This window comes from Xanthomonas sp. NCPPB 2866, assembly GCF_041475745.2.
GTDB classification, from domain to species: Bacteria; Pseudomonadota; Gammaproteobacteria; order Xanthomonadales; family Xanthomonadaceae; genus Xanthomonas; species Xanthomonas arboricola.
Genome location: NZ_CM192975.1, coordinates 1,664,798 through 1,689,141 on the forward strand (window position 1 = coordinate 1,664,798; position 24,344 = coordinate 1,689,141).

Sequence of the window (24,344 nt, forward strand, 5' to 3'; positions counted from 1 at the left end):
CATGTCTTCGCAAGCTCCCACCGCGCCAGGCGGTCCCTCGGCACCTGCGCCCGCCGCCGGCTTTCGTCCGGCGAGCGTGGCGCTGTGCACCGTGGGCCTGGCGATGGCCTCGTTCATGCAGGTGCTGGACACCACGATCGCCAACGTCTCGTTGCCGACCATCGCCGGCAATCTCGGCGCCAGCTCGCAGCAGGCCACCTGGGTCATCACCTCGTTCGCGGTCAGCACCGCGATCGCCCTGCCGCTGACCGGCTGGCTGAGCCGCCGCTTCGGTGAGACCAAGTTGTTCGTGTGGTCGACGCTGGCCTTTACCGTGGCCTCATTGCTGTGCGGCCTGGCCCAGAGCATGGGCATGCTGGTGGTGTCGCGCGCGCTGCAGGGGTTTGTTGCCGGGCCGATGTACCCGATCACCCAGAGCCTGCTGGTGTCGATCTACCCGCGCGAAAAACGCGGGCAGGCGCTCGCCCTGTTGGCGATGATCACCGTGGTGGCACCGATCGCCGGTCCGATCCTGGGCGGCTGGATCACCGACAACTACAGCTGGGAATGGATCTTCCTGATCAATGTGCCGTTGGGCATCATCGCCAGCAGTATTGTGGGTTCGCAGTTGCGCCATCGCCCCGAGCAGCTGGAAAAGCCGCGCATGGACTACATCGGCTTGATCCTGCTGGTGGTCGGCGTCGGTGCGCTGCAGCTGGTGCTGGACCTGGGCAACGACGAGGACTGGTTCTCTTCCGACAAGATCGTGGTGCTGGCTTGCGTCGCTGCCGTAGCGCTGGTGGTGTTCGTGATCTGGGAACTCACCGACAAGGATCCCATCGTCGATCTCAAGCTGTTCCGGCATCGCAACTTCCGCGCCGGCACGCTGGCGATGGTGGTGGCCTATGCGGCGTTTTTCAGCGTGAGCCTGCTGATTCCGCAATGGCTGCAACGCGACATGGGCTACACCGCGATCTGGGCCGGCCTTGCCACCGCGCCGATCGGCATCCTGCCGGTGCTGATGACGCCATTCGTGGGCAAGTACGCGCTGCGTTTCGACCTGCGCATGCTCGCCACCGTCGCCTTTATCTTCCTGTCGTTCACCAGCTTCCTGCGCTCCAACTTCAACCTGCAGGTGGACTTCAGCCATGTGGCCACCGTGCAGCTGGTGATGGGCGTAGGTGTGGCCTTGTTCTTCATGCCGGTGCTGCAGATTCTGCTCTCGGACCTGGATGGTCGCGAGATCGCGGCAGGTTCCGGCCTGGCCACCTTCCTGCGTACCCTGGGCGGTAGCTTTGCCGCATCGTTGACCACCTATCTGTGGGCACGCCGCACCCAGGTGCACCACGCGCACATCACCGAACACATCTCGGTGTACACCCCGGGCATGCAGGAGCAGGTCACCGCGATGGGGCAGGGCGACCTGCAACGCGGCGCAGCCTCGCTCAACAACATGATCAACCACCAGGCCTCGCAGATGGGCTTCAACGACATCTTCTACCTGCTCGGCTGGACCTTCCTGGCGATCATCTTCTTCCTGTGGCTGGCCAAGCCGCCGTTCGGCGCAGGTGCGGGCGGCGCGGCGGCGGCGGGCGGGCATTGAGCGCGAGTCACAAGGCGCTTGGCCGCTCTAACATCGGCTAAGACAACGACCTCATGCCGGTGGAGTGCAGAGCGGGTGATCTGCGACTTGGCTGCAGGGCCCTTGCCCGCCCACCCTCGCAGGACACGCCGCAAGTACGTCCGTGTAGGCGCTTACGCGGCATCGATGCCGCGTAAGGTCCCGCGACGGTGGGCGGGCAAGAGCCAGTCGGGATGGTCGGTGTGCGTAGTGCTTTTTGAAGCAACCAACGAACCGTTTGGAGCGGTGAGGGCGCTGCGGCTTCGACCGGCGCAGATGCGGCGATTCGTGTGTTCGCGCTCAATGTGTTGCTGTTTCCGGCGTCCCGCAATGCGCTGGACAGCCTTGCCGAGGCGTATGAGGCAAGCGGAGATCTCGCCCGTTCGAGCGCCATCCGGCAGGGTATCAAGGACATGCCCGCCCCGCCCGGGAGACAATGATTCGACCGAGGGCGTGAGGCCTCAGCTGTTTGTTGCTGGTTGCAGCCCGACTGCGCGGTTCGGTGGTGCGTCGCCGTTGTCGGACTTCGGTTCGGCATGTTCGGTGTCATGGCGCGGCGTGTCGTCCTGCAGGGGTGCGAGCAGTTGCAGCCGCTTGCCCTGGTAACGGAACTCGAGCGCGTCCTCTAACTGACGCAGTGCCTGCACCTGGGTGCACAGCGCGTTGGCGCTGGCCTCGATGGTGGACGCCTGGGCATCCAGCCTTGCATCCAGTTGGCCCTCCATCTGTTGGGCGCGTTTGTCGATTCCGTCCGAACGCCCGGTGACGATCTGCCAGAGCATGTGGCGCGCGATGCTGCCCTTGAATTGCTCGGCTTCGTGTTCGACGTAGTTTGCGAAGTTGCCGTCGAAGGCCTTCTGCTCCCAACGCCCCTTGCCCAGGGTGCCGTCGACGTACGCGCGTGCGCGTTTGCGCAGCCGTTCGATCTTGCGGGCGTTGAGCGCACTGCCGGTCATGACCTCGATGACACCGCCGAGTGCGTCGTAACTGAGGTCGATCACCTGATAGGCAATGCCGGCAACCTGCGGCATCAGTGCGCGGGTGCGCTGTTCCATCTCCCCCAGGCGTCGTGCATCGGCCGTGCTGGTCTGCTGCAGCTTGTGGTCAATGCTCAGTTCGCCGCCGTCGAAGAAAATTTCGCGTGGCCAATCGCTGTCGCGGTAAAGCCAGATGCCGCCGCTGTCGGCGAGCACGTTGAACGGCGTGCCCAGACCGCATTGCTGCGAAGACACCTGCGCGCGATGGCGCGGGGCATCGTGTTTGTCGGTCTGCTGTGCCCGTGCATGCGGACTGACAACGGCCGGCAGCAGGGCAAGCCAGAGGAGGATGCGCATGGGGCGTGCTGCCGTCGTGGAGGCGTTGCGCATGGTCGCCACAGCGGCAACAGGTGGTCGCGTGTCGAAAGTCACTGACGCCGCGCCCTTGCGACGCTGCCGATCTGCAGACATCACCGATGCCGCACACCATCGTGCAATCGTATGGCCCAGACGCAAAAAACCCCGCCAGAGCGGGGTTTTTTACGATCTACCGTGAGTCGTGGTGCCCAGGAGAGGACTCGAACCTCCACGAAGTTGCCCCCGCTAGCACCTGAAGCTAGTGCGTCTACCAATTCCGCCACCTGGGCGACTCAGGACGCGAATTGTGCAAGTTGCGCGCGACGCTGTCAACGCATCCGGCACAAATTTTTCGTGGTGGCCGGTGCCTGCCGGCGACGGGAGAAGACAGCGTGGCGGACATGCCCACTGCATGCCCGCCACCACACCGGATTACGGCAGCTGCGCCGCCTGCAAGCTGACCTCCGCACTCTGCACCGGTTCGCCTGCCGAACGCGCCAGCTGCACGCGATAGGTGCCGGCGGCAATCGTCCAATGACGCGCCTTGGCATCGAAGTCGGCCAGCGTCTTGGGTTCGGCGATCACCTGCACGACGCGCTTTTCGCCAGGCTTGAGCGTGAGCTTCTGCCAGCCGATTAAGCGCAGCGGGGTGGCGTGGCCGTCGGGCAGGGTGACGTAGAGCTGCGGCACGGCGGCGCCTTCGCGCTGGCCGATGTTTTCCACCTCGAAGTTCGCCGTGAGCTGGCTGCCGTTGGCTTCCACGCGCAGCCCGCCCATGCGGAACTGCGTGTACGACAGGCCATGGCCGAATGGATAGCGCGGGGTCAGCTTGCGCGCGGCAAACCACTTGTAGCCAACGTTGGCGCCTTCGATGGCGTAGTCGATGCTGTCTTCGCCCGGCTTGGCCGGCTTGAAGCCCAGGCCCGGGATCGAGGGACGCGGCAGCTGCGATTCGTCCACCGGCCAGGTCACCGGCAGATGGCCGGAAGGGTTCACCGCGCCGGTCAGCAGGTTGGCGATCGCCTCACCGCCGCCGATGCCGGGATACCACGCCTGCAATACCGCCGGCACGCGCTCGGCCCAGGGCATGCGCACCGGGCCGTTGGTTTCCAGCACCACGGTGGTCTTGGGGTTGGCCTTGGCCACCGCCTCGATCAAGGCATCCTGGTTGTCGGGCAATTGCATGTCCGGCAGGTCCACCGATTCGGCCGACCATTGGGTGGCGAACACGATCGCCACATCGGCGGCCTTGGCCGTGCGTGCCGCGGCAGCGCGGTCCTTGCCGTCGACATAATCGATCTGCACGTTCGGCAACGCGGCGCGTAGTGCCTGCAGCGGCGAGGACGGATGGATGATCACCGGGCCGGGCCAGGTGGTCGGGTTGAGGCCGGGTACGGCGTTGCCACCGTTGATGGTGTAGTCCACACGCGAGGAACCGCCGCCGGACATCACGCCCTTGTCGGCATACCCACCGATCACCGCGATGCGGCGCACCTCCTTGGATAGCGGCAAGGTGGCGTGCTCGTTACGCAGCAGCACGCTGCCTTCCTCGGCAACATGCTGCGCGGACAGCTGCCCGGCCTTGCCATCGATCGGCTGGCGCTGGGTGGGATGATCGAACGCGCCATGCGCGAACAGGCTGCGCAGCACGCGCTTGACCATGTCGTCAAAGCGCGCGCGCGGCACCACGCCGGCCGACACCGCCATGCGCAACGGCGCGTCGAAGAACACCGCCGCATCGAACACTTCGCCAGCCGATTGCTGATCCAGTCCGGCCAGGGCCGCCTTGGAGCCGCTGTGCACGCCGCCCCAGTCGGACATCACGTAGCCGGGGTATTTCCATTCCTGCTTGAGCACCTGGTTGAGCAGGTAATCGTGCTCGCAGCCGTAGATGCCGTTGATCTTGTTGTAGGAGCACATCACCGAGGCCGGGTCGCCGATCTTCAAGGCGATCTCGAACGCCAGCAGGTCCGATTCGTGCATCGCCTGCTCGCCGATCTCGGCGCTGTGGAAATTGCGTCGCGTCTCCATGTCGTTGAGCGCGTAGTGCTTCATCGTCGACAGCACGTGCTCGCTCTGCACGCCGCGGATCGACTCGCCGACCATGGTGCCGGCCAGCAGCGGGTCTTCGCCGGCATATTCGAAATTGCGTCCGTTGCGCGGGTCGCGCTGCAGGTTGACGCTGCCAGCCAGCAGCACATTGAAGCCCTGCTGCCAGGATTCACGGCCCATGGTCTTGCCGCCGGCATAGGCCAGCTGTGGATTCCAGCTCGACGCGGTCGAGGGGCCGGACGGCATCGCGGTGGCGAAGTCGCCCTTGCGGATACCGCCGGGATTGGTCACGCCCACGCCGGCATCGGCCAGTTGCTGCGCCGGGATGCCCAGCCGTGGGACGCCGGGGACATAGCCGGCCGAGCCCAGCGCGCCCTCGGGCTTGGGAATCTTGTCGGTGCCCAGGCCGAAGTAGCTGCGCAGCATCTGGAATTTTTCGTCCTCGCTCATCTGCGCGAGCAGACGGTCGGCGCGCTGGTCCGCGGTCAGCGCGGTGTCCATCCACGGCTGCGCTGCGGCGGCGGTCTGTGCGCCGAGCGGGGCGGCAGACGCGGTACTGACGCCAAGGGCGATGGCCAGCGCAAGACGGCGTGGACTGGACTGTGTAAACGGTTTCATATCGAGATGTGGCACGGTGGTCCTTGTGGTGCGGTTGCAATCAGGGAGGGCACCGCGGTGCCCGGGTTCGAAAGGCGCGCGTGCGCGCCGAATCAGGTGCTTGCCGGAAGCGGGTGCCGGCTCAGAACTGCGTCTGTGCCGTGCGGAGTACCGGATACAGGCGGTAGCGCTCGTCCCAGGAGGAGTGCAGGCGCGCGAAGAATTCCAGGCGTGCCTTCGGGTCGGCCGCGAAGGCCGCATCGCTGGCCAGACGCTGTTCGAATTGCGCCTTCACTGCCGGGTCGCGCTCGAGCATGTCGCGCGCGACCTCTTCGGCGACGTAGTCCTCCATGTATTCCTTGCGCTCGAATGCGGTGTTGAACAGGCCCCACTGCAGCAGCGAATCCGGCGCCTGCGGTTCCAGCATCGCCATCACCAGGCGCGACCTGGCCTGGGCGATCGGCACGAACAAGGAGCCGGCCGGCACGGTGCGGGTTTCATCGCGCCATTGCCCGGTGATCTCCAGGTTCTGGTGTCCTTCGTTGGAGCGCGCGGCAAAGGTTGCCTTGTCGGCACGGAAGCTCTGCACCGGATGGGCGGCAGTGGTGGCGATGGTGTCGAAGGCGATGCCGTGCAGGCGCAGTTTCTCCGCCACCAGCGCCGCTTGCGCGGCAGGCACCAGGTAGCCGCCACGTGGCGCATCGACCACCACGTCCGGCTTGATCTGATCGCGTAACGGCACCTTCCAGAGTTGTGGCCTGGTCTCGTCGTAGCGCGTCATCAACGCGCCGGAAATCGGCGAGGGCGTCCGCGTGTAGGCGTAACCACGGAAGGCCACGGTGCGTGCGGCCGGGCCGGCAGCGAAGCTCAACGGCTCCATCTCGCCGGCCAGCCTGGTGGCGCGCTGATCGGCCGCCAGCGCATCGGCGCGCCAGCGGGCGCCGTTGCGCGCGGCCTGCTGCAGCACCGACACGATGGCGTTGCGGGTGACGCGTACGCGCACCGGGTAGGTCTTCCACGAGTGCGTTTCCACCAGCATGCCGAAGCGGTTGCGCAGCAGGAAATAGCCATGCGAAAACCGCGGCGGCGACACGTCGTCGGCAAAACCCGAGGTCGGGTCGTCCTCGTGCACGAACGAGGGGTAATACGGCAGCGGCAGCGAGCCCTGTCTGGACAGGTCGGCAATCACCGCATCGCGCCAGCGCGTGCCGTCGCGTTGCAGCGTGGCATCGCCGGCGTGCACGGGCTCCACCTGCACCGATACGTCGTGCTCGAACTTGGCACCATCGGTGACGTGCAGGTCCACGTACATCAACGGATCCCACTGCTGCACCAGTCGCAGCATCGCCTGCATTTCCGGCGCGTCGGCCTTGAGGTAGTCGCGATTGAGATTGAGGTTCTGCGCGGTGGTGCGCCAGCCCATCTGCTCGGGGCCACGTTGATTGGGCCGGTTCCAGGCGCCGAAGCGCTCGTGGCCGTCGACGTTGAACACCGGCACGAACACCCAGACCAGTTTGTCGAGCACACCTTTGCCGGTTTTGCCGTCCAGCAATTCGCGCAGGGCCAGAAAGCCCGCGTCCTTGCCGTCGATCTCGCCGGCATGGATGCCGCCTTGCACCAGCACCACCGGCAACTTGCGCTGCGCAGCGCTGTCGGCATCCAGTGCGCCGCTGGTGGAGACGATCAGCGCCTTCATCGGCCGGCCTTCCGGGGTGGTACCGAACTCGATGCAGCGCACCGCCCGCGGGTAGCGCTGCGCAAAGGCATCGCAGAGCGCGATGACTTCATCGTAGCGTCCGGTTTGCGCAAACCCGCTGCGCTCGGCCTGGGTGGTCAGCGGCTCGGCGGCCAGTGCGGCAGGGGCGGTGGTCAGCAGCAACAGGCTCAGGGCCAGGCGGGTGAAGCGGGGCATCCAGCGGTCCAGTGTTCCAGGAAAACGTTTGCAATGTAGCCGAGCCGGCGCAGCAGGCCAATCTGCACTGCGTCATGACTTGCGTGTGATCGGCGTGGTTGCGGCGTACCGACAGGTTTTTTTGGCACGCCTGGGCCGGACGACGTGTCAGGCGCACCGCAACGGTGGCAACGAGCGCAGCGGCGTCGATGCATGCAGCGCGCATCCAAGGCCTTATCCCATGGTCGCGATGGCGGCCAACCGGCGGCCGCCGGTACGATAGCGCGTGTTTTCTGCTCGACCGGACTGCCATTGACCACTTCCACCTTGCCGGGCCCGACTGCCGGTGCGCGGCTGCCGCGCCAGATTCCCTTCATCATCGGCAACGAAGCCTGCGAGCGTTTCAGCTTCTACGGGATGCGCAACATCCTGGTGCAGTTCCTGATCACCTCGCTGCTGCTGCAGGAGGTCAGCGGACCCGGCCGCGAGGCGGAGGCCAAGCACATCCTGCACAGCTTCATGATCGGGGTGTTTTTCTTCCCGTTGCTCGGCGGTTGGCTGGCCGATCGCTTCTTCGGCAAATACAACACCATTCTGTGGTTCAGCCTGGTGTATTGCGCCGGGCATGCCTGCCTGGCGCTGTTCGAAGGCAGCCGCAACGGCTTCTTCCTCGGGCTGGGCCTGATCGCGCTGGGGGCGGGCGGCATCAAGCCGCTGGTGGCCTCGTTCATGGGCGACCAGTTCGACCAGTCCAACAAGCACCTGGCCAGGGTGGTGTTCGACGGCTTCTACTGGATCATCAACTTCGGCTCGTTGTTCGCCTCGTTGTTGATCCCGCTGGCGCTGAAGAACCTGGGCCCGGCGTGGGCATTTGGCATTCCCGGCATCCTGATGTTCGTGGCCACGCTGGTGTTCTGGCTGGGCCGCAGGCGCTATGTGCGGGTGCCGTTGCCGCCGAAGGACCCGCACGGCTTCGGTGCGGTGGTGCGCACCGCATTGCTGACACAGGCGCCGGGGCAGGGCCGTCCGGGCCTGATGCTTGCAGTGGTCTCGGTGCTGCTGGCGCTGGCCTGCTTTGCGCTGGTCGACCAGCTCGGCATCGTCATCTGCCTGTGCATGGCGCTGGTGCTGTTGCTGGCCGGCATCGGCGGCGGCACCTGGTGGCAGCTGGAGCGCGCGCGCGGCATCCATCCCGATACCGCGGTCGAAGGCGTGCGCGCGCTGCTGCGGGTGCTGGTGATCTTTGCGCTGGTGACGCCGTTCTTTTCGCTGTTCGACCAGAAGGCCTCGACCTGGGTCCTGCAGGGGCGCGAGATGACGATGCCGGCCTGGTTCACCGCCTCGCAGATGCAGGCGCTCAATCCGCTGCTGGTGATGCTGCTGATCCCGTTCAACAATCTGGTGCTGTACCCGCTGCTGCGGCGTGGCGGCTGGGAGCCCACCGCGCTGCGCCGCATGACCTGCGGCATCGCCTTCGGCGGCTTGGCCTGGATCGCGGTCGGTGCCATCCAGATCAGCATGGACGGCGGCGAGCCGATGCATATCGCCTGGCAGATCCTGCCCTATGCGCTGCTGACCTTCGGCGAGGTGCTGGTGTCGGCCACCGGGATCGAGTTCGCCTACAGCCAGGCGCCGCCGTCGATGAAGGGCGTGGTGATGAGCTTCTGGTATCTGACCACCACGGTGGGCAATCTATGGGTGCTGCTGTCGAACGTGGCAGTGCGCAACGCCACGGTGACCTCCCACATCGCCGATACTGGGCTCAGCGAAGCGGCATTTTTGATGTTCTTCTTCGCGGCCTTCGCGTTCCTGGCGGCACTGGCCTTCGGCCTGTACGCGCGCGGGTATCGCATGGTCGACAATTACCGTTCTGCCTGAGGTCCGCATGATTACCCTGATCCTGATCGCCATCACCGGCATCGTCTCGTGGATGGCGTTCAACAACCGCAAGCTGGCCGACCGCCTGATCCTGTGGCCGCCGGCGCTGGACAAGCACAAGCAGTACGACCGCCTGGTCACCTACGGTTTCATCCATGCCGACCTGGGCCACCTGGTCTTCAACATGATCACGCTGTTCTTCTTCGGCCGGGTGATCGAAAACGTGATGACCCAGCTGACCGGCAGCGTGCTGACCTATCCGCTGTTCTATCTGGCGGCGCTGGTGGTCTCGATCCTGCCCAGCTATCTGAAGAACCAGAAGAACCCGAACTATCTCAGCCTGGGCGCCTCCGGCGCGGTGTCGGCGGTGTTGTTCGCCTTCATCCTGCTGCAGCCGTGGACCATCATCCTGGTGCTGTTCATTCCGGCGCCGGCGATCATCTACGCGGTGTTCTATGTCGGCTACAGCCTGTGGATGGACCGCCGCGGCGGCGATCGCATCAACCACAGCGCGCACCTGGCCGGTGCCGCGTTCGGCGTGATGTTCATGCTGATCATGGAGCCGCGCGTGCTGCAGGTATTCCTGGAGCAGCTGTCCCATCCGCGTTTTGGCTGACCGGTTGGCAAACCGACCGCCGGCCGCCGGTGGCACGCGCGGTTAGGTCAAAGGTGTCGGGATGGGCAGGTCGCCTCGGGCGACCGGACCAGGACCATCGCGGCGAGTGCGCGAGCGGTCCTGGCGAGTGATGCGATGCCGGCTCAGGCCGCGTCGCGGTTCTGGTCGCCAGCGACGCTGCCGGTGGGCACCGACCCGTAGGCCTGCTGCAGGCGCTGGTACACCGTGTCGTTGAGCTGCGCGAAGTCGGGGTTGTGGGTGTCGCCCTTGATGGCGAACTGGAACAGGCCTTCCAGCAGCGAGCTATCGCTGTCTGCGCCGTGTCCTGCCGAATCGTTGTGCATGCGGTGACTCCTCGTAGATAAGGCGAAGGCGTCAGCAGTCGCGCCGGCCCGGCTTGCAACGGGCGCCTTCGGTTGAGCTATCGGCGCGGCGCGAGCGAACTTAAGTGCCAGTTCGGCAGGCTGCGCGGGCGGTCACAGCATCGATTCATTTTCACGCAGGCGCGGCGCCGCGCTGGTCACACTGCTCGCCATCGTCACTGCCTCGTGCAGACCACCATGGAGGCAGCGACAGTGCAGGCAGACCACGATTCCACGCAGCAGCGCTTCAGCGTAGACACCGATGGACAGCATGCCGAACTGGCATACCGTCTGGAAGGTGAGCGCATGACCATCACGCATACGCATGTGCCCGACGCGATCGGTGGACGCGGCATTGCCGCAGTGCTGGTCGAGGCTGCCTTGGCGCATGCGCGCCAGCAGGGCTACAAGGTCGTGCCTGCCTGCAGTTATGCCGAGGCGTATGTCCGGCGGCACCAACAGTTTCAGGATCTGCTGGCCTGATCGCCGGCAGCGTGTCTTTGCAGATGTATCGATGGGGAGCAGGTGGGAATGGGGCGGTTGTCAGGAGTGAACGCAGTCCGGGGCTTGCTGGTGCTGGCCGTGTTGGCAGGATGTACGCAGCGCGAGCCGACGACGGCCGAATCGGCACAGCCGGCAGCTGACGCCGCCGCCGCCGCGGCACCGCCGGCCGAGCCCGTGCTGGTGCAAAGCGGCCCGCTGGAGGATGTGATCGAGCACGCGCCCGCCTATATGGTGGGTATCAGTTATCCGCGCGGGCTGGACGCGTTTCCCGAGCTGACCTCACTGATCCGCAGCTATGCGCAGGCAGCACGTACCGAGCTCATGGAAGCGGTCTCCGGGCTCGGCAACGACAAGCCGGCCGCACCCTACGAGTTGTCGCTGGCGTTCGAGACCGTGTTGCGGACACCGGACCTGATCGTCGTATCCGCCGACGGCAGCCGCTATACCGGTGGTGCACATGGCGAGCCGTTGGTGGCGCGCTTCGTCTGGCTGGTCAAGGAGCGCAAGCAATTGACCGCGCAGGCCTTGATTCCGGATCCGGCAGGCTGGGAAAGGATCGGGCGCGAGGTGGCCGTGCAATTGCACAACGCCGCCAGCCAGCGCGTGGAGGCCGATCGTGTGCCGGTCGAAGAACAGGCCGAGCAGCTGGCCTCTGCCGATCGCATGATTGCCGAAGGCACTGCCGCGCAGGTCGACAACTTTGCCCAGTTCGTACCGGTGCTCAATCCGGCAGGGCAGATCACCGCGCTTCGGTTCGTGTTTCCGCCATATCAGGTGGGGCCGTATTCGGATGGGACGCAAACGGCCGAGGTCGCTGCCTCGACAGTGTTGGCCTCGGTCGCGCCGGAATATGTACATCTCTTCGCACGCTGAGGTGTCACCCCACAGATGATGTGATTGAATGGCTTGGCCATTCAGTAATGTAAGCAAACGGGTGATATGAGTAGTTTCGATCCAACCGCAAGTCGCGTGGACCACACCTGTGTGCGCTATCCGGCGTTTCCGCGTGAACCGGCCGTCCTGGTGCGGCTGATCAAGCACCTCTACAAGCGACTGCATACGCAGGGGTGCGCGCGGTTGAAGCCATACGGCATCAGCCCGCCGGAATACGAGATTCTGATGATGCTCTACGGCACCCCGGAGCAGGCGATCACGCCCACCGAAGTGGCCGAAGCCGCCAGCGAAAAGCCGGCCAACATCACCCGGCTCACCGACCAGTTGTGCGAGAAGGGCCTGATCGCGCGTGGCAGCAGCCCGGACGATCGGCGCAAGATCATGCTGACCTTGCAGCCGGCAGGCCTGGCGTTGATCAACAGCCTGCTTCCCGACGCCTGCACGCTGCTCAATGCAGAAACCTCCAGCATCAGTGATGCCGAGCAGGTGCGGCTGGAAAAGCTGTTGAGGAAATTGCTCGACGGCGTGGATTCGGTCGAGCTCTGAGCACAGCGTCTGCGGCTCGCGCAGCCCGCTTCATCGCGACCATCAAAAACGCCGCCCGGATCGCTCCGGGCGGCGTCTTGGTTTCAACGCAGTGCGATTACGGCTTGGACTGCGGCGCTTCCGGCGTGGCGCCATCGCCACCTTGCGCACTCAGGCCGCGCTTCTCGAGCAGGGGCTCGATCTGCGGCGCATGGCCGGCAAAGTTCTGGAACAGTTCCATCGCATCGACGCTGCCGCCGCGCGAGAGCAGGGTCTGACGGAAGCGATCGCCGTTGGCGCGGCTCAGCCCGCCGTGCTGCTTGAACCACTGCTGGGTGTTGGCGTCGAGCACTTCCGACCAGATGTAGGCGTAGTAGCCGGCCGCGTAACCGCCCATGATGTGGCTGAAATACGGGGTCTTGTAGCGCGGCGGCACCGGCGCGTAGGCGATGCCGTCCTGCTGCAGGGCCTTGGCTTCGAATGCCATCACGCCTGCTGCGTCGGGCACCTGGCTGGCGCTGATCTGGTGCCAGTTCTGATCGAGCATGGCCGCACCCAGATACTCGGTGGTGGCAAAGCCCTGGTTGAACTTGGAGGCGGCAATCACCTTGTCCAGCAGCGCCTGCGGCATCGGCGTGCCGTTCTGGTAATGCTTGGCGTAGTTCTTCAGGATCGACGGCTCGTCGGCCCACATCTCGTTGACCTGCGAGGGGAACTCGACGAAGTCGCGCGGCACGCTGGTGCCGGAGAAATACGGGTATTTGACGTCCGAGAACATGCCGTGCAGCGCATGGCCGAACTCATGGAACATGGTGGTCACCTCGTCCCAGGTCAGCAGCGTCGGCTGGCCGGCCGGCGGCTTGGGGATGTTGAGGTGATTGGCGACCACCGGCTTGAAACCGGTCAGCGCCGACTGCGACACGTAGGAGTTCATCCAGGCACCGCCGCGCTTGGATTCGCGTGCATACATGTCGGCGATGAAGATCGCCAGCTGCTTGCCGTCGGCGTCGAACACGTCATAGACGGTGATGTCGTCGCGGTAGGTCGGCAGGTCGGTGCGCTGCTTGAAGGTCAGGCCGTATTCCTGATTGGCCGCATAGAACACGCCGTTTTCCAGCACGTTCTTCAGCTCGAAGTACGGCTTGAGCTGAGATTCGTCGAAGTTGTACTTGGCCTGGCGCACCTTCTCGCTGTAGTAGGCCCAGTCCCAGGCTTCGAGCTTGAACGTCGGCTTGCGCGCGGCCTTCTGCTCCTTGTCGATCATCGCCTGCAGATCGGCCGCCTCGCGCTTGGCATTGGCCACCGCCGCCGGCGCCAGCTTGCCCAGCATCGCGTTGACCGCCTCCGGTGTCTTGGCGGTCTGGTTTTCCAGCGAATAGGCAGCGTAGGTCGGGAAGCCGAGCAGCTTTGCCTTGTCGGCACGCAGCTTCATGATGCGCGCCACCAGTGCGGTGTTGTCGTACTGGCCACCGTGGCTGCCACGCGACACCGAGGCGTCGTAGATCTTCTTACGCAGTTCGCGATTCTTCAGCTGCGTCAGCGGCGGCTGGCCGGTGGTGTTGAGCAGCGCGATCACGTACTTGCCGTCGAGCTTGCGCGCCTTGGCGGCTTCGGCGGCAGCGGCAATCTGCTCTTCGGACAGGCCATCGAGCTGCTTGACGTCATCGACGACAACGGCGGCGGCATTCACTTCCGCCAGCACGTTCTGGCTGAAGGTGGTGCCCAGGTTGGCCAGCTCGGCATTCATCGCCTTGAGCGTGGTCTTGTCGGCATCGGAGAGCTTGGCGCCGTCGCGTACGAAATCGCTGTAGTACTTCTCGACCAGGCGCACGCCCTGGGCGTCCAGGCCCAGCTTGCTGCGTTGGTCGTACAGGGTCTGGATACGCGCGAACAGCTTGCCATGGAGCGAGATCGCATCGCGGTGCGCGGCGAACTTCGCCGAATAGTCGGCCTGCAGTTTCTTGCGCGCGTCGTTGGTGTCGGCACCGACCAGGTTGAAGAACACCGTGGTGGCGCGATCCAGCGTGGCGCCGCTTTTTTCCAGCGCGAGCAGGGTGTTGTCGAAGCTCGGCTTGGCCTTCTGGTTGGCGATCTTTTCCACTTCCTTCAACTGCTCGGTCATGCCGGCGTCGAAGGCGGGTGCGAAATCGCTGTCCTTGATCTTGTCGAACTGCGGGTAGTGCAGCGGCAGCGTGCTGTCGGCAAAGAAGGGGTTGGCTTGGGTGGCGGCCTGCGTGGTGGCGGGTGCGGCGATGCTGTAGGACGGCATGGCAAGTCCCAGGGAGGCGGCCAGGGCAAAAGCGAGACGGGTGGTCAAGAGGATGGCTCCAAAGTGCGAACCGCCGAGGCTACCCCAGCCGGGCCGGACAGGCGTGTGACAAAAGGCATGGCTGCACGGTCATTACGATGCCATCAGGCGGGCACGAGCGGCGCTGGTCTTGTGGGCACACGACCGATGACACCATGCGCGTGCCGCCGCCGGGCGGGCGCTGCCTGTCTACGGTGCGGCGTGTCCCACCCGGCTGCATTCCGGCTGCTCGGCGGGCAGCGAGGTCTCGATCGGTCCGCCTGGCGGATGCTGGCCGGTAGCGCGCCGTGGCAGCGGCCGGCAACGGTCGGGACCAGCGGGAAGGGTCAGATGGCTGCGGCGACGCATGCGTTGAAAAACGCCTCTTCCGGATGACGCGCTCGGCGACCGCGATGCGACGCTGCCGGCTGCTGGGTTACGCTGCCCACCTCGCACACTTCAGGGCAGCCATGAGCGATATCTCCACGTTCGCATTCACCGACCTGGAAGGCCGGCCCCGCTCGATGCGCGATTACGCCGGCAAGGTGGTGCTGGTGGTCAATGTCGCTTCCAAATGCGGCTTTACCCCGCAATACGCAGGCCTGCAGGCGCTGTGGCAGCGCTATCGCGAGCGTGGTCTGGTGGTGATCGGGTTTCCCTGCGATCAGTTCGGTCATCAGGAGCCGGGCGATGCCGCGCAGATCCGCCAGTTCTGCTCGCTCGATTACGCGGTGGATTTTCCGCTGGCCGAGAAGGTCGAGGTCAATGGCAGCGGCGCGCATCCGCTGTGGCAATGGCTCAAGCGCGAACAGCGCGGCGTGCTGGGATCGGAGGCGATCAAGTGGAATTTCACCAAGTTCCTGGTCGGCCGCGATGGCACGGTGCTGGAGCGTTACGCCCCGACCACCAAACCGGAAGCGCTGGCTGCGGACATCGAGCGCGCGTTAGTTGAATCGTAGGAGCGCACCTGGGCGCGACGAGGCATTCCCGGGAACGCTTCATCGCGCCCGGGTGCGCTCCTACGATAGTGCATGCCGGCGTCGCGGTCTGCGTAAACGCCGCATCGCGCTGACGTCTCACGCGCGCCGCATCACTTCTCGACGAAGGCGCGCTCGAACACGTAATGCCCCGGCGTGCCGATGCGCGGCGAGGTCTGGAAGCCACGTGCATCCAGCAAGCTGCGCAGGTCGGCCAGCATCTGCGGGCTGCCGCAGATCATGAAGCGGTCGTTGGCCGGATCCAGCGGCGGCAACCCGAGCGTCTGCTGCATGCGGCCATCGGCCATCAGCTCGGTCAGGCGGCCCTGGTTGGCGAACGCCTCACGCGTCACCGCCGGGTAGTACAGCAACTTCTCGCGCAGGATGTCGCCGAGGAATTCGTGCTGCGGCAGCTCGCGCTCGAAGTAGTCGCGATAGGCCAGATCCTGCACGAAGCGCACGCCCTGGGTCAGGATCACCTTGTCGAAACGCTCGTAGGTTTCCGGGTCCTTGATCACCGACAACCACGGCGCCAGGCCGGTACCGGTGCCCAGCAGGTACAGGTTGCGGCCCGGGTGCAGGTCGCTGATCAGCAGCGTCCCGGTGGGTTTCTTGCCGACCAGCACCTTGTCGCCCGGCTGGATGTGCTGCAGCCGCGAGGTCAGCGGGCCGTCCGGCACCTTGATGCTGAAGAACTCCAGATGTTCTTCCCAATTGGCGCTGGCGATCGAGTACGCACGCAGCAGCGGGCGCGTTTCGGTCTCCAGACCGATCATCACGAACTGCCCGTTCTCGAAGCGGAAACCGGCATCGCGGGTGGTGGTGAAGCTGAAGTAGGCATCGGTCCAGTGACGGACCTCAAGCACCGTTTCGGCGCCGAAAGCGGAAGACATACCGGTAAGTGTCGTGGGAAGAGTACCCGGCAATTCTACCTCAAGCCGGCCAAATGAGAGGGGCTCTCATTTGGGTGCCGGGATTGGGGAGTCGGGATTGGGGATTGGTAAGAGCTGCCGGCTCATCCGCGAGCCCGATGCGTCCAGGACCCAGGATCTGCTCTTGCGAATCCCCAATCCCGACTCCCCAATCCCCGCCTCACCGATACCCCGCCGCCTGCAACTCGAACAGCTCCGCATAGCGCCCGCCCTGGGTCATCAGTTCGGCATGGGTGCCGTTGGCCTCGATGCGGCCCGCGGCCAGCACCAGGATGCGGTCGGCCATGCGCACGCTGGAGAAGCGGTGCGAGATCAGCACCGCGGTGCGGTTGTCCGACAGCTCCTTGAAGCGCTGGAACACCTCGAACTCGCTGCGCGCATCCAGGGCGGCGGTGGGTTCGTCCAGGATCATCAGCTGCGCATCGCGCATGTAGGCGCGGGCGATGGCGATCTTCTGCCACTGCCCGCCGGACAGGTCCACGCTGTTCTTGAAGCGGCGCCCGACCAGTTGGTCGTAGCCATCGGGCAGGCTATCGATCAGCTCGCCGGCCATCGCACGCTGCGCAGCGGCGCGGATGCGTGGCGCATCGTCCATCGCATCGACCTGGCCGACACCGATGTTCTCGCCCACGCTCAGGTGATAGCGCACGAAGTCCTGAAAGATCACGCCCAGGTTGGCGCGCACATCGTCCAGGTCGTAGTCGCGCAGGTCGCGGCCATCGAGCAGGATGCGGCCCTCGTCCGGGTCGTACAGCCGCGCCAGCAGCTTGACCAGGGTGGTCTTGCCGGCGCCGTTTTCGCCAACCAGCGCCAGCACTTCGCCGGCACGCAGCTCGAAATCCAGATGCCGCACCGTCCACTGCTCGGCGTCGGGGTAGCGGAAGCCCACGTCCTCGAACACGAAGCCCTGGCGGATCGGTCGCGGCACCAGCAGCGCGTTGGGGCGCGAGCGGATCTCCGGCACGATGTTGAAGAACGAATACAGATCGTCCAGATACAAGGCCTGGCCGGCGACCTGCGAGAACCCGATCAGCAGGCCTTCGAGCAACTGGCGTAGGCGCAGGAAACTGCCGGCCAGGAAGGTCAGATCGCCGATGCTGAAATCGCCGCGCACGGTGCGCCAGGCGATGTAGCCATAGGCCATGTAGTAGCCCAAGGTGCCCAGCGCGGCCAGCAATGCGCCCCACAACGCGCGCTTGCGCGCCAGTGCGCGGTTAGCCTGGAAGAACTTGTCGGCCAGACGGCGATAGCGCGCGATCAGGAAGCGGTGCAGGTTGAGGATCTTGACTTCCTTGGCGGTCTCGACGCTCGCGCCGACCTGGCGCAGGTAGTCGAGCTGGCGCCGCTCCGGTGTCCACTGAAAGTTGAGCGAATAGCCCAGCGCATTGAAATGCGCCTCGCCGATGAAGGCCGGGATCAGCGCGATCGCCAGCAGCAGGATCAACCATGGCGCGTACACCACCAGGCCCACCGCCAGGCTGACCACGGTGATGGCGTCCTGCACCTGGCCGAACAGCTGGCTCATCAGGTTCATGCGGTTCATGGTCTGGCGCCGCGCGCGATCCAGCTTGTCCTGCCGGTCGGGGTCTTCGAAGTCCTCCAGATCCAGCTGCGCGGCATGCTCCATCAGGCGCACGCTGGCGGCGTTGTTGAACAGCTCCGACAACAAGGCATCGGCGTAGCCGACCAGCCGGCCGAGCAGGTCCGAGCCGATCGCCAGGGCCAGTTCCAGCGCCAGCAATTCCAGCAGCCGGTTCAGCCGGCCGCTGCCCAGCGCCTGCGTCAGTGAGTCGAAGGCCGGCGGTTGACCGACCAGGTGGATGGCCTCGTCGATGATCAGTTTGCCGATATATAACGAGGCCACCGGCATCAGCGCGCGCAACACGCGCAGGCCAATGCTGCTGGCGCTCAGCCAGCGGCTGGTCTGCCAGATCTGGCGCAGGAACGGCGGCAGGTTGCGCAGCGCATCCAGGCGCTCGCGCAGGGTGGGGCCGGTACGGGGAGCGGCAGGCGCAGGGGCGCCGGAACGGGAGGCTGACATCCCCTTAGTGTGCAGCGCCACGCGTCGGCGCGGGGTGTTGGTGGTGCGCCGCGCCTACGGCGGACTGCGTGCGCTGCCGACTGCACGCGTGCAAGGCAGCACGGTCGATGGCCTGTAGCGTGCCCGTACCGCGGGGCAGTCCCCGCGCGCGATTGCAGGCCCGATCAATCGCCTCGATTGACGCGACGCCCGGACACGCCGGGAGTTTCGACTAAAATGGCCGGATTGCCCCCGCCAGCCGTAGAGCCAGCCGTGACCTCGATCAAGCAGGAAGACCTCATCCAGTCCGTCGCCGACGCGTTGCAGTACATCAGCTACTACCACCCGGTCGACTACATCAGGAACCTGTCCGCTGCCTACGAGCGCGAAGAGTCGCCGGCGGCCAAGGACGCCATCGCGCAGATCCTGATCAACTCGCGCATGTGCGCCGAAGGCCATCGCCCGATCTGCCAGGACACCGGCATCGTCACCGTGTTCCTGGAGATCGGCATGCAGGTGCGCTGGGACGACGCCACGATGGGCGTGGAAGACATGGTCAACGAAGGCGTGCGCCGCGCCTACAACCACCCCGACAACAAGCTGCGCGCCAGCGTGCTGGCCGATCCGGCCGGCAAGCGCACCAACACCCGCGACAACACGCCGGCGGTGGTCAACACCAAGATCGTGCCTGGCCACCATGTCGAAGTGATCGTCGCGGCCAAGGGCGGCGGTTCGGAGGCCAAGAGCAAGTTCGCCATGCTCAACCCGTCCGACTCCATCGTCGACTGGGTGCTCAAGACCGTGCCGACCATGGGCGCCGGCTGGTGCCCGCCGGGCATGCTCGGCATCGGCATCGGCGGCACTGCCGAAAAGGCCATGCTGCTGGCCAAGGAAGCGCTGATGGAGCCGATCGACATCGTCGACCTGCAGGCGCGCGGCGCCTCCAATCGCGCCGAAGAGCTGCGGCTGGAACTCTACGAAAAGGTCAACGCGCTCGGCATTGGCGCGCAGGGCCTGGGCGGCCTGACCACGGTGCTGGACATCAAGGTCAAGGATTACCCGACCCACGCCGCCAACCTGCCGGTGGCGCTGATTCCCAACTGCGCGGCCACCCGCCATGCGCACTTCACCCTGGATGGCAGCGGCCCGGTGATGCTGGACCCGCCGTCGCTGGAAGACTGGCCCAAGCTCACCTACAACCCGACCAATGCGCGCCGGGTCAACCTGGACACCATCACCAAGGAAGAGGTCGCCAGTTTCAAGCCGGGCGAGGTGGTGCTGCTCAACGGCAAGCTGCTGACCGGCCGCGACGCAGCGCACAAGCGCATGATCGACATGCTCAACAAGGGCGAAACCTTGCCGGTCGACTTCACCAACCGCTTCATCTACTACGTCGGCCCGGTCGACCCGGTGCGCGATGAGGTGGTCGGCCCGGCCGGCCCGACCACCGCCACGCGCATGGACAAGTTCACCCGCCAGATGCTGGAGCAGACCGGCCTGCTGGGCATGGTCGGCAAGTCCGAGCGCGGCGATGCGGCGATCGAGGCGATTCGCGACAACAAGGCCGTGTATCTGATGGCGGTCGGCGGCTCGGCGTACCTGGTGTCCAAGGCGATCAAGGCCGCACGCGTGCTGGCATTCGAAGACCTGGGCATGGAAGCGATCTACGAATTCGAGGTCAAGGACATGCCGGTCACCGTGGCGGTGGATTCCACCGGCGAATCGGTGCACAAGACCGGCCCGCGGCAATGGCAGTCGCGCATCGGCAAGATTCCGGTGGTGGTGGAATAAGGGCACCAGCCAGCGCGCCCGCAGTGGCGGGCTGTTGCATCGCGCAGTGCAACCAGAGTGCCAGGCAATGCCGCGCCGACCGGGCCGGCGAGCGCAGGTGCAGCGCCGCGGTGGCGCCGCGCTGAAACCGCTGCGACGATGTACGGAATCCGTCGCAGCGGGCCAACTGCCCCCGCGCGGGTCTTCGATGGCATCCACCAGGGCGAGGACAATCGCTGTGAACCACGCAAGCTCGCCTGCACCAACCGACTCAGGAACCCGTATGAGCGCCACGCTGTACCACACCCCCAGCACCGCAGCCCTGGTCGTGCATTGGCTGCTGATCGAACTCGACGTACCGCACGTACTGCATCCGCTGGATTTCGAACGTGCCGAACAGAAATCGCCGCAGTATCTGGTGCTCAATCCGGCCGGCGTGGTGCCGACGCTGGTGCTCGACGGACACGTGCTGACCGAGGCGGCCGCGATCGTGCTGCATCTGGCCGACCTGCATCCGCAGGCCGGGCTGGCACCGCCGCTCGGCACTCCCGAGCGTGCGGCGTACTACCAGTGGATGTTCTTCTGCGCCAACACCTTGCAGCCGGCGTACCGGGCCTGGTTCTATCCGGACGAGCCGGCCGGCGCCGCGCACGCCGAAGCCGCGCAATCCCAGGCGCGCGCCAGACTGGAGGCGGCCTGGGCCCGGGTCGATACGCACCTGCAGGCCAACGGCCCGTATCTGCTCGGGCAGACCCTGTCGGCGGCCGATTTCATGCTGACCATGATGATGCGTTGGTCGCGCAACATGCCCCGTCCCAGCGATAGCTGGCCGGCCTTGCAGGCGCATGCGGAGCGAATGAAAGCCCGCCCGGCATTTCAGGAAACCTATCGCCGCGAGGGGCTGACGGACTGGACCTGAACCCGGGGGGCGCGGGCTGCGAAATCGTGTCGACATAAGCTCCAGCCACGCCGTGGTGCCGCGCCTGCCGCGGTGTACGATCGCGCCACAACCAGAGAGCAGGGGCTCGTCCATGTCGCATTCCGCATCCCGTCGAAAACTGCTGCAATGTGCCTGTTGTGCGCCGATCGCGGCCGCCGCCGCGTCACTGCCGTTCGCCGCAGGCGCGGCGCCGTCGAAGAAGACCGATCTCAACGCCGAGCAGGCATTGCAGGTGCTGCGTGACGGCAACGCTGCCTTCGTGGAAAACCGCCCCAAGAAGGTCATTTCCGACAGCAAGCGCCGTCTGGAACTGGCGCTGGGGCAGACCCCGTTCGTGATTCTGGTGTCGTGCTCGGATTCGCGCGTGCCGCCGGAGCTGCTGTTCGGGCGCGGCCTGGGCGAGATGTTCATCGTCCGCAATGCCGGCAATACCGTCGACACCACGGCATTGGGCTCGATCGAATACGCGGTCAGCCAGCTTGGCGTGCCGCTGGTGGTGGTGATGGGCCACGAGAGCTGTGGCGCGGTCGCCGCGGCGGTGTCGGTGGTGGAAAAGAACGCATTCTTCCCAGGCGCAATCGGCGCGATGATCGAGCCGATCGTCCCGGCCGTGCTGACCGCCAAGAGCAAGGGCGGCGACGACCTGCTGGCGGCCTCGGTCAAGGCCAACGTCAAGCGCACCGTCGACCGCCTGCGCGGCGCGTCCGAGCCGGCGCTGCTCGAACCGCTGCGCGCGGGCAATGTCCGCGTCGTCGGTGCGTACTACACCTTGAAGGACGGCAAGGTCGATTTCTTCGACGTCTGATCGCTGCCAAAACCGTTTCATGAAGACAGCGCAGGATGATCTCCTGCGCTGTCTTTTTTATATGTGCGGAGGGTGCGGAGCAGCCTATATATGCGCGGGGCAGCGTGATCGTCAGCGCTGCGGAACCAGAAGCGGCTATCAAGCTGCTGCTTTCACCGCCAGGCAGGCGTGGGCCGTGTCCGGAACCTGCATGCCATGCATGCGCTGCAATTCCTGCGCGCCGAGCTGACGACTGCCTGCCACCTCTACCGCTCCAGGCCTGCAATCCGGACGCAAAAAAGCCGGCATGCGCGCATGCCGGCTTTTTCAATGGTCTCGACGTTGCTCAGCGCAGCGGTGCGATGTGCTTAGAACCACTCCAGCAACGACACGCCCAGGCCGATGTAGGTGGCCTTGTGGTTGTAGTCGATCAGGCTTTCGCCGTAGCCGTCGAACACCTGCACGTGGCCGCGCAGCAGGTTGGTGATCGGGAAGCCGTAATCCAGCTGCACCGAGCCATGCGAGCGGTCGCCGCCGCGCAGCGAATGCCGCGCAATCAACGCCACTTCATGCCCGTCCTTGTTGTAGACCAGGGTGGCGTCGCCACGGCCCATGTAATCCTCGATATCGGGATTATTGTCGTCGGCGCGGTCTTCCTTGATGCGGAACCACGGGCGCAGCGTCAGTGCCCAGTTCTCGCGATCCAGCCCGATGTTGAGGATGACCCGGTTCCAGGAGCGCGACAGCGGATCTTCGCGGCCGTTGGACATGTGGTTGATGCTGATGCCGCTCATGCGGCCCTTCCAGCCGAACAGGCTGTAGTTGTTGCGGAACACCAGCATCGCTTCCGGCTCGTAATTGGTTTCGCGGAACGGGCGCGAGGCATCGGTGTTGTAGGCCTGCCAGCGCGAGCTCTGGGTGTAGCCCATCCAGATGTCGCCGTTGTCGCCGAACAGATCCTCGACCACCTTGGTCTTGAAGCTGAGCTGGAACTTCAGTTCGGTGCTGTCCAGTTGCTGCGGGGTGGACACCGAGTTGGCCGGGTTCGGCGACTGCGGGGTGCGGTTGGAGTCGCTGGTCCAGAATGCCGGCAGCAGGTAGACCGGCTTGTAGCCGCGCAACTGGAAGGTGCCCAGCTTGGAGTCCTTGGCCAGCTCCCAGCGGCGGTCCAGCAACGAACCGCGGCCAGCGTTGGCGACCGCCTCGGCCTTGGGCTGATCCTGGCCGTCGGCACGGAAGAAGTCGCCGACGCGGCTGATGGCGCGTTCGTCCTGCGGTTTGGACTCTTTCTGCTTGGCGATCTGCGCGGCGGCATCGGCCTCGGCGGTCAGCTGCGGGGTATAGCCCAGCGCCTGGTCGTAGCAGGCCAGGCGTGCTGCGTCCGAGGTGACGGAGGTGCAGGCCTGCGGCGAGGCGGGGGTGGGGGCGATTTCCTGTGCGTGCGCCAATGGCGCCGCCGCCAGGGCAATCAGCATCAAGGGACGGGTGCGGTGCTTGGACATGGGCAGTCTGGCCGAATAAAGGCGCCAGGCAGGCGCGTCAGATGCGAAGCTTAACGGTCGCGCCTGCATACGCGGTGTGTACACGGTGGCATAACATCCGGGCGATGCCTGCAATCGGCTGCTGTCTGCGACCGTGTGGGCGGCTGGGCCGTCATCGTCCAGGCGATCAACCGACACAATCAGCCTCGGTGAACGCTGGAAATCCGCTAGAAAAACCAGGCGATGGCGAACACGCCCAGCATGCACAGGCCCAGTGCCAGCTTGGTCGCGGTGCCGAACACGATGCCCAGCCAGGTGCCGAAGCCGACCTTGGTGGCCTGGTCGGATTTGCGGGTCTGCCAATACTCGCCGAGCCACGCGCCGGCGAACGGCCCGACGAACAAGCCGATCGGCATGAAGAAGATGCCGACGACCGAGCCGATCACCGAGCCCCACAGTGCCGCCTTGCTGGCACCGACCCGCTGGGCGCCATACACGGTGGCGAGGAAGTCGATCGCAAACGACAACGCCGTCATCAGGCCCAGGATCACCAGCGCCACCCAACCGACGTGGGCAAAGCCATCGGCCCAGGCCGCCACCAGCAGTCCCGCGAACACCAGTGGCAGGCCTGGCAGCGCCGGCAGGACGACCCCGGCAAGGCCGATCAGGACCAGCACGCCAGCCAGGATGTAGTAGACGACGGTGATGTCCATGATGTTTAAAAATGTCCTGTTTCAGGCTTGACAAAATTGCGCAAGAGGTGCTTGAAAATTCGTTTGGTGCGGGTTAAGTTGCCAGCGCTGCTGTTTGCAACGGTCACCGTGAATCGTGGCCTGATGCGGTAGATCGTTCGATCCGCTACATCCTTGTACCTCGCTTCCTCCTTGCAATCACAGCCAC

General features: G+C 65.3%; 19 protein-coding genes and 1 tRNA gene. 10 read left to right on the forward strand and 10 right to left on the reverse strand.

Annotation, left to right across the window (positions count from 1 at the left end; genetic code table 11):
- Position 1 precedes the first annotated feature (1 nt).
- Positions 2-1,582 (forward strand): DHA2 family efflux MFS transporter permease subunit, encoded by a 1,581-nt coding sequence (locus ACCQ04_RS07170; RefSeq protein ID WP_024938907.1) that lies wholly within the window; start codon positions 2-4, stop codon positions 1,580-1,582.
- Between the two features lie 479 nt (positions 1,583-2,061).
- On the opposite strand, the gene ACCQ04_RS07175 is transcribed toward ACCQ04_RS07170, so the two are convergent.
- From ACCQ04_RS07175 to ACCQ04_RS07190, 4 genes are all read right to left on the reverse strand, one after another.
- Positions 2,062-2,934, reverse strand: coding sequence for a DUF2884 family protein (locus ACCQ04_RS07175; protein ID WP_372358718.1), 873 nt, complete (start codon positions 2,932-2,934; stop codon positions 2,062-2,064).
- Positions 2,935-3,137: 203 nt separating this feature from the next.
- Positions 3,138-3,224, reverse strand: a tRNA-Leu gene (locus tag ACCQ04_RS07180).
- Positions 3,225-3,366: 142 nt separating this feature from the next.
- Complete coding sequence (locus ACCQ04_RS07185) at positions 3,367-5,604, reverse strand: beta-glucosidase family protein (RefSeq protein WP_226426600.1); 2,238 nt, start codon at positions 5,602-5,604, stop codon at positions 3,367-3,369.
- A 121-nt stretch (positions 5,605-5,725) separates the two neighbouring features.
- On the reverse strand, positions 5,726-7,495 hold the full coding sequence (locus ACCQ04_RS07190) for a M14 family metallopeptidase (RefSeq protein ID WP_226426599.1): 1,770 nt from the start codon (positions 7,493-7,495) through the stop codon (positions 5,726-5,728).
- A 291-nt stretch (positions 7,496-7,786) separates the two neighbouring features.
- Between ACCQ04_RS07190 and ACCQ04_RS07195 the strand changes: the two genes are divergently transcribed.
- Positions 7,787-9,352, forward strand: a complete 1,566-nt coding sequence (locus ACCQ04_RS07195; protein WP_226426598.1) for a POT-type proton-dependent oligopeptide transporter — start codon at positions 7,787-7,789, stop codon at positions 9,350-9,352.
- A gap of 7 nt (positions 9,353-9,359) precedes the next feature.
- Complete coding sequence (locus ACCQ04_RS07200) at positions 9,360-9,968, forward strand: rhomboid family intramembrane serine protease (RefSeq protein WP_046342189.1); 609 nt, start codon at positions 9,360-9,362, stop codon at positions 9,966-9,968.
- Positions 9,969-10,111: 143 nt separating this feature from the next.
- Here ACCQ04_RS07200 and ACCQ04_RS07205 read toward each other — a convergent pair whose 3' ends face one another.
- Positions 10,112-10,312 carry a hypothetical protein gene (locus tag ACCQ04_RS07205; RefSeq protein ID WP_046342190.1) on the reverse strand — a complete coding sequence of 67 codons (201 nt, stop codon included), beginning with the start codon at positions 10,310-10,312 and terminating at the stop codon, positions 10,112-10,114.
- A gap of 216 nt (positions 10,313-10,528) precedes the next feature.
- On the opposite strand from ACCQ04_RS07205, the gene ACCQ04_RS07210 reads away from it, so the two are divergent.
- The 3 genes from ACCQ04_RS07210 to ACCQ04_RS07220 all read left to right on the forward strand — a co-directional run bounded on the left by ACCQ04_RS07210 (position 10,529) and on the right by ACCQ04_RS07220 (position 12,274).
- Positions 10,529-10,813, forward strand: a complete 285-nt coding sequence (locus ACCQ04_RS07210) for a GNAT family N-acetyltransferase (RefSeq protein ID WP_024938914.1) — start codon at positions 10,529-10,531, stop codon at positions 10,811-10,813.
- Between the two features lie 48 nt (positions 10,814-10,861).
- On the forward strand, positions 10,862-11,707 hold the full coding sequence (locus ACCQ04_RS07215; RefSeq protein ID WP_226426597.1) for a DUF3298 and DUF4163 domain-containing protein: 846 nt from the start codon (positions 10,862-10,864) through the stop codon (positions 11,705-11,707).
- Between the two features lie 66 nt (positions 11,708-11,773).
- Entirely contained in the window at positions 11,774-12,274 is a 501-nt protein-coding gene (locus ACCQ04_RS07220) for a MarR family winged helix-turn-helix transcriptional regulator (protein WP_024938916.1), read from the forward strand.
- A gap of 97 nt (positions 12,275-12,371) precedes the next feature.
- Here the strand turns inward: ACCQ04_RS07220 and ACCQ04_RS07225 are convergent, their stop codons facing one another.
- Positions 12,372-14,570 (reverse strand): M3 family metallopeptidase, encoded by a 2,199-nt coding sequence (locus ACCQ04_RS07225; RefSeq protein ID WP_226426596.1) that lies wholly within the window; start codon positions 14,568-14,570, stop codon positions 12,372-12,374.
- 440 nt (positions 14,571-15,010) lie between these two features.
- Between ACCQ04_RS07225 and ACCQ04_RS07230 the strand changes: the two genes are divergently transcribed.
- Positions 15,011-15,499, forward strand: coding sequence for a glutathione peroxidase (locus ACCQ04_RS07230; protein WP_226426595.1), 489 nt, complete (start codon positions 15,011-15,013; stop codon positions 15,497-15,499).
- Between the two features lie 131 nt (positions 15,500-15,630).
- Here ACCQ04_RS07230 and ACCQ04_RS07235 read toward each other — a convergent pair whose 3' ends face one another.
- A complete protein-coding gene (locus tag ACCQ04_RS07235; protein ID WP_024938919.1) occupies positions 15,631-16,410 on the reverse strand; it encodes a ferredoxin--NADP reductase in 780 nt (259 codons plus the stop codon).
- A 199-nt stretch (positions 16,411-16,609) separates the two neighbouring features.
- The gene (locus ACCQ04_RS07240; RefSeq protein ID WP_226426594.1) at positions 16,610-18,490 is read right to left on the reverse strand and encodes an ABC transporter ATP-binding protein; all 1,881 of its coding nucleotides are present in this window, start codon (positions 18,488-18,490) and stop codon (positions 16,610-16,612) included.
- Between the two features lie 252 nt (positions 18,491-18,742).
- Between ACCQ04_RS07240 and ACCQ04_RS07245 the strand changes: the two genes are divergently transcribed.
- The 3 genes from ACCQ04_RS07245 (at position 18,743) to ACCQ04_RS07255 (ending at position 21,984) form a co-directional block, all read left to right on the forward strand.
- The gene (locus ACCQ04_RS07245; protein WP_039809645.1) at positions 18,743-20,260 is read left to right on the forward strand and encodes a fumarate hydratase; all 1,518 of its coding nucleotides are present in this window, start codon (positions 18,743-18,745) and stop codon (positions 20,258-20,260) included.
- Between the two features lie 262 nt (positions 20,261-20,522).
- The gene (locus ACCQ04_RS07250; protein WP_226426593.1) at positions 20,523-21,158 is read left to right on the forward strand and encodes a glutathione S-transferase family protein; all 636 of its coding nucleotides are present in this window, start codon (positions 20,523-20,525) and stop codon (positions 21,156-21,158) included.
- Between the two features lie 187 nt (positions 21,159-21,345).
- Positions 21,346-21,984, forward strand: a complete 639-nt coding sequence (locus ACCQ04_RS07255) for a carbonic anhydrase (protein WP_180969661.1) — start codon at positions 21,346-21,348, stop codon at positions 21,982-21,984.
- Positions 21,985-22,331: 347 nt separating this feature from the next.
- Here ACCQ04_RS07255 and ACCQ04_RS07260 read toward each other — a convergent pair whose 3' ends face one another.
- Together ACCQ04_RS07260 and ACCQ04_RS07265 are read right to left on the reverse strand one after the other, a co-directional pair.
- Positions 22,332-23,465 carry a phospholipase A gene (locus ACCQ04_RS07260; RefSeq protein ID WP_016902704.1) on the reverse strand — a complete coding sequence of 378 codons (1,134 nt, stop codon included), beginning with the start codon at positions 23,463-23,465 and terminating at the stop codon, positions 22,332-22,334.
- 206 nt (positions 23,466-23,671) lie between these two features.
- On the reverse strand, positions 23,672-24,157 hold the full coding sequence (locus ACCQ04_RS07265; RefSeq protein WP_046342196.1) for a DUF456 domain-containing protein: 486 nt from the start codon (positions 24,155-24,157) through the stop codon (positions 23,672-23,674).
- Between the last annotated feature and the right edge of the window lie 187 nt (positions 24,158-24,344).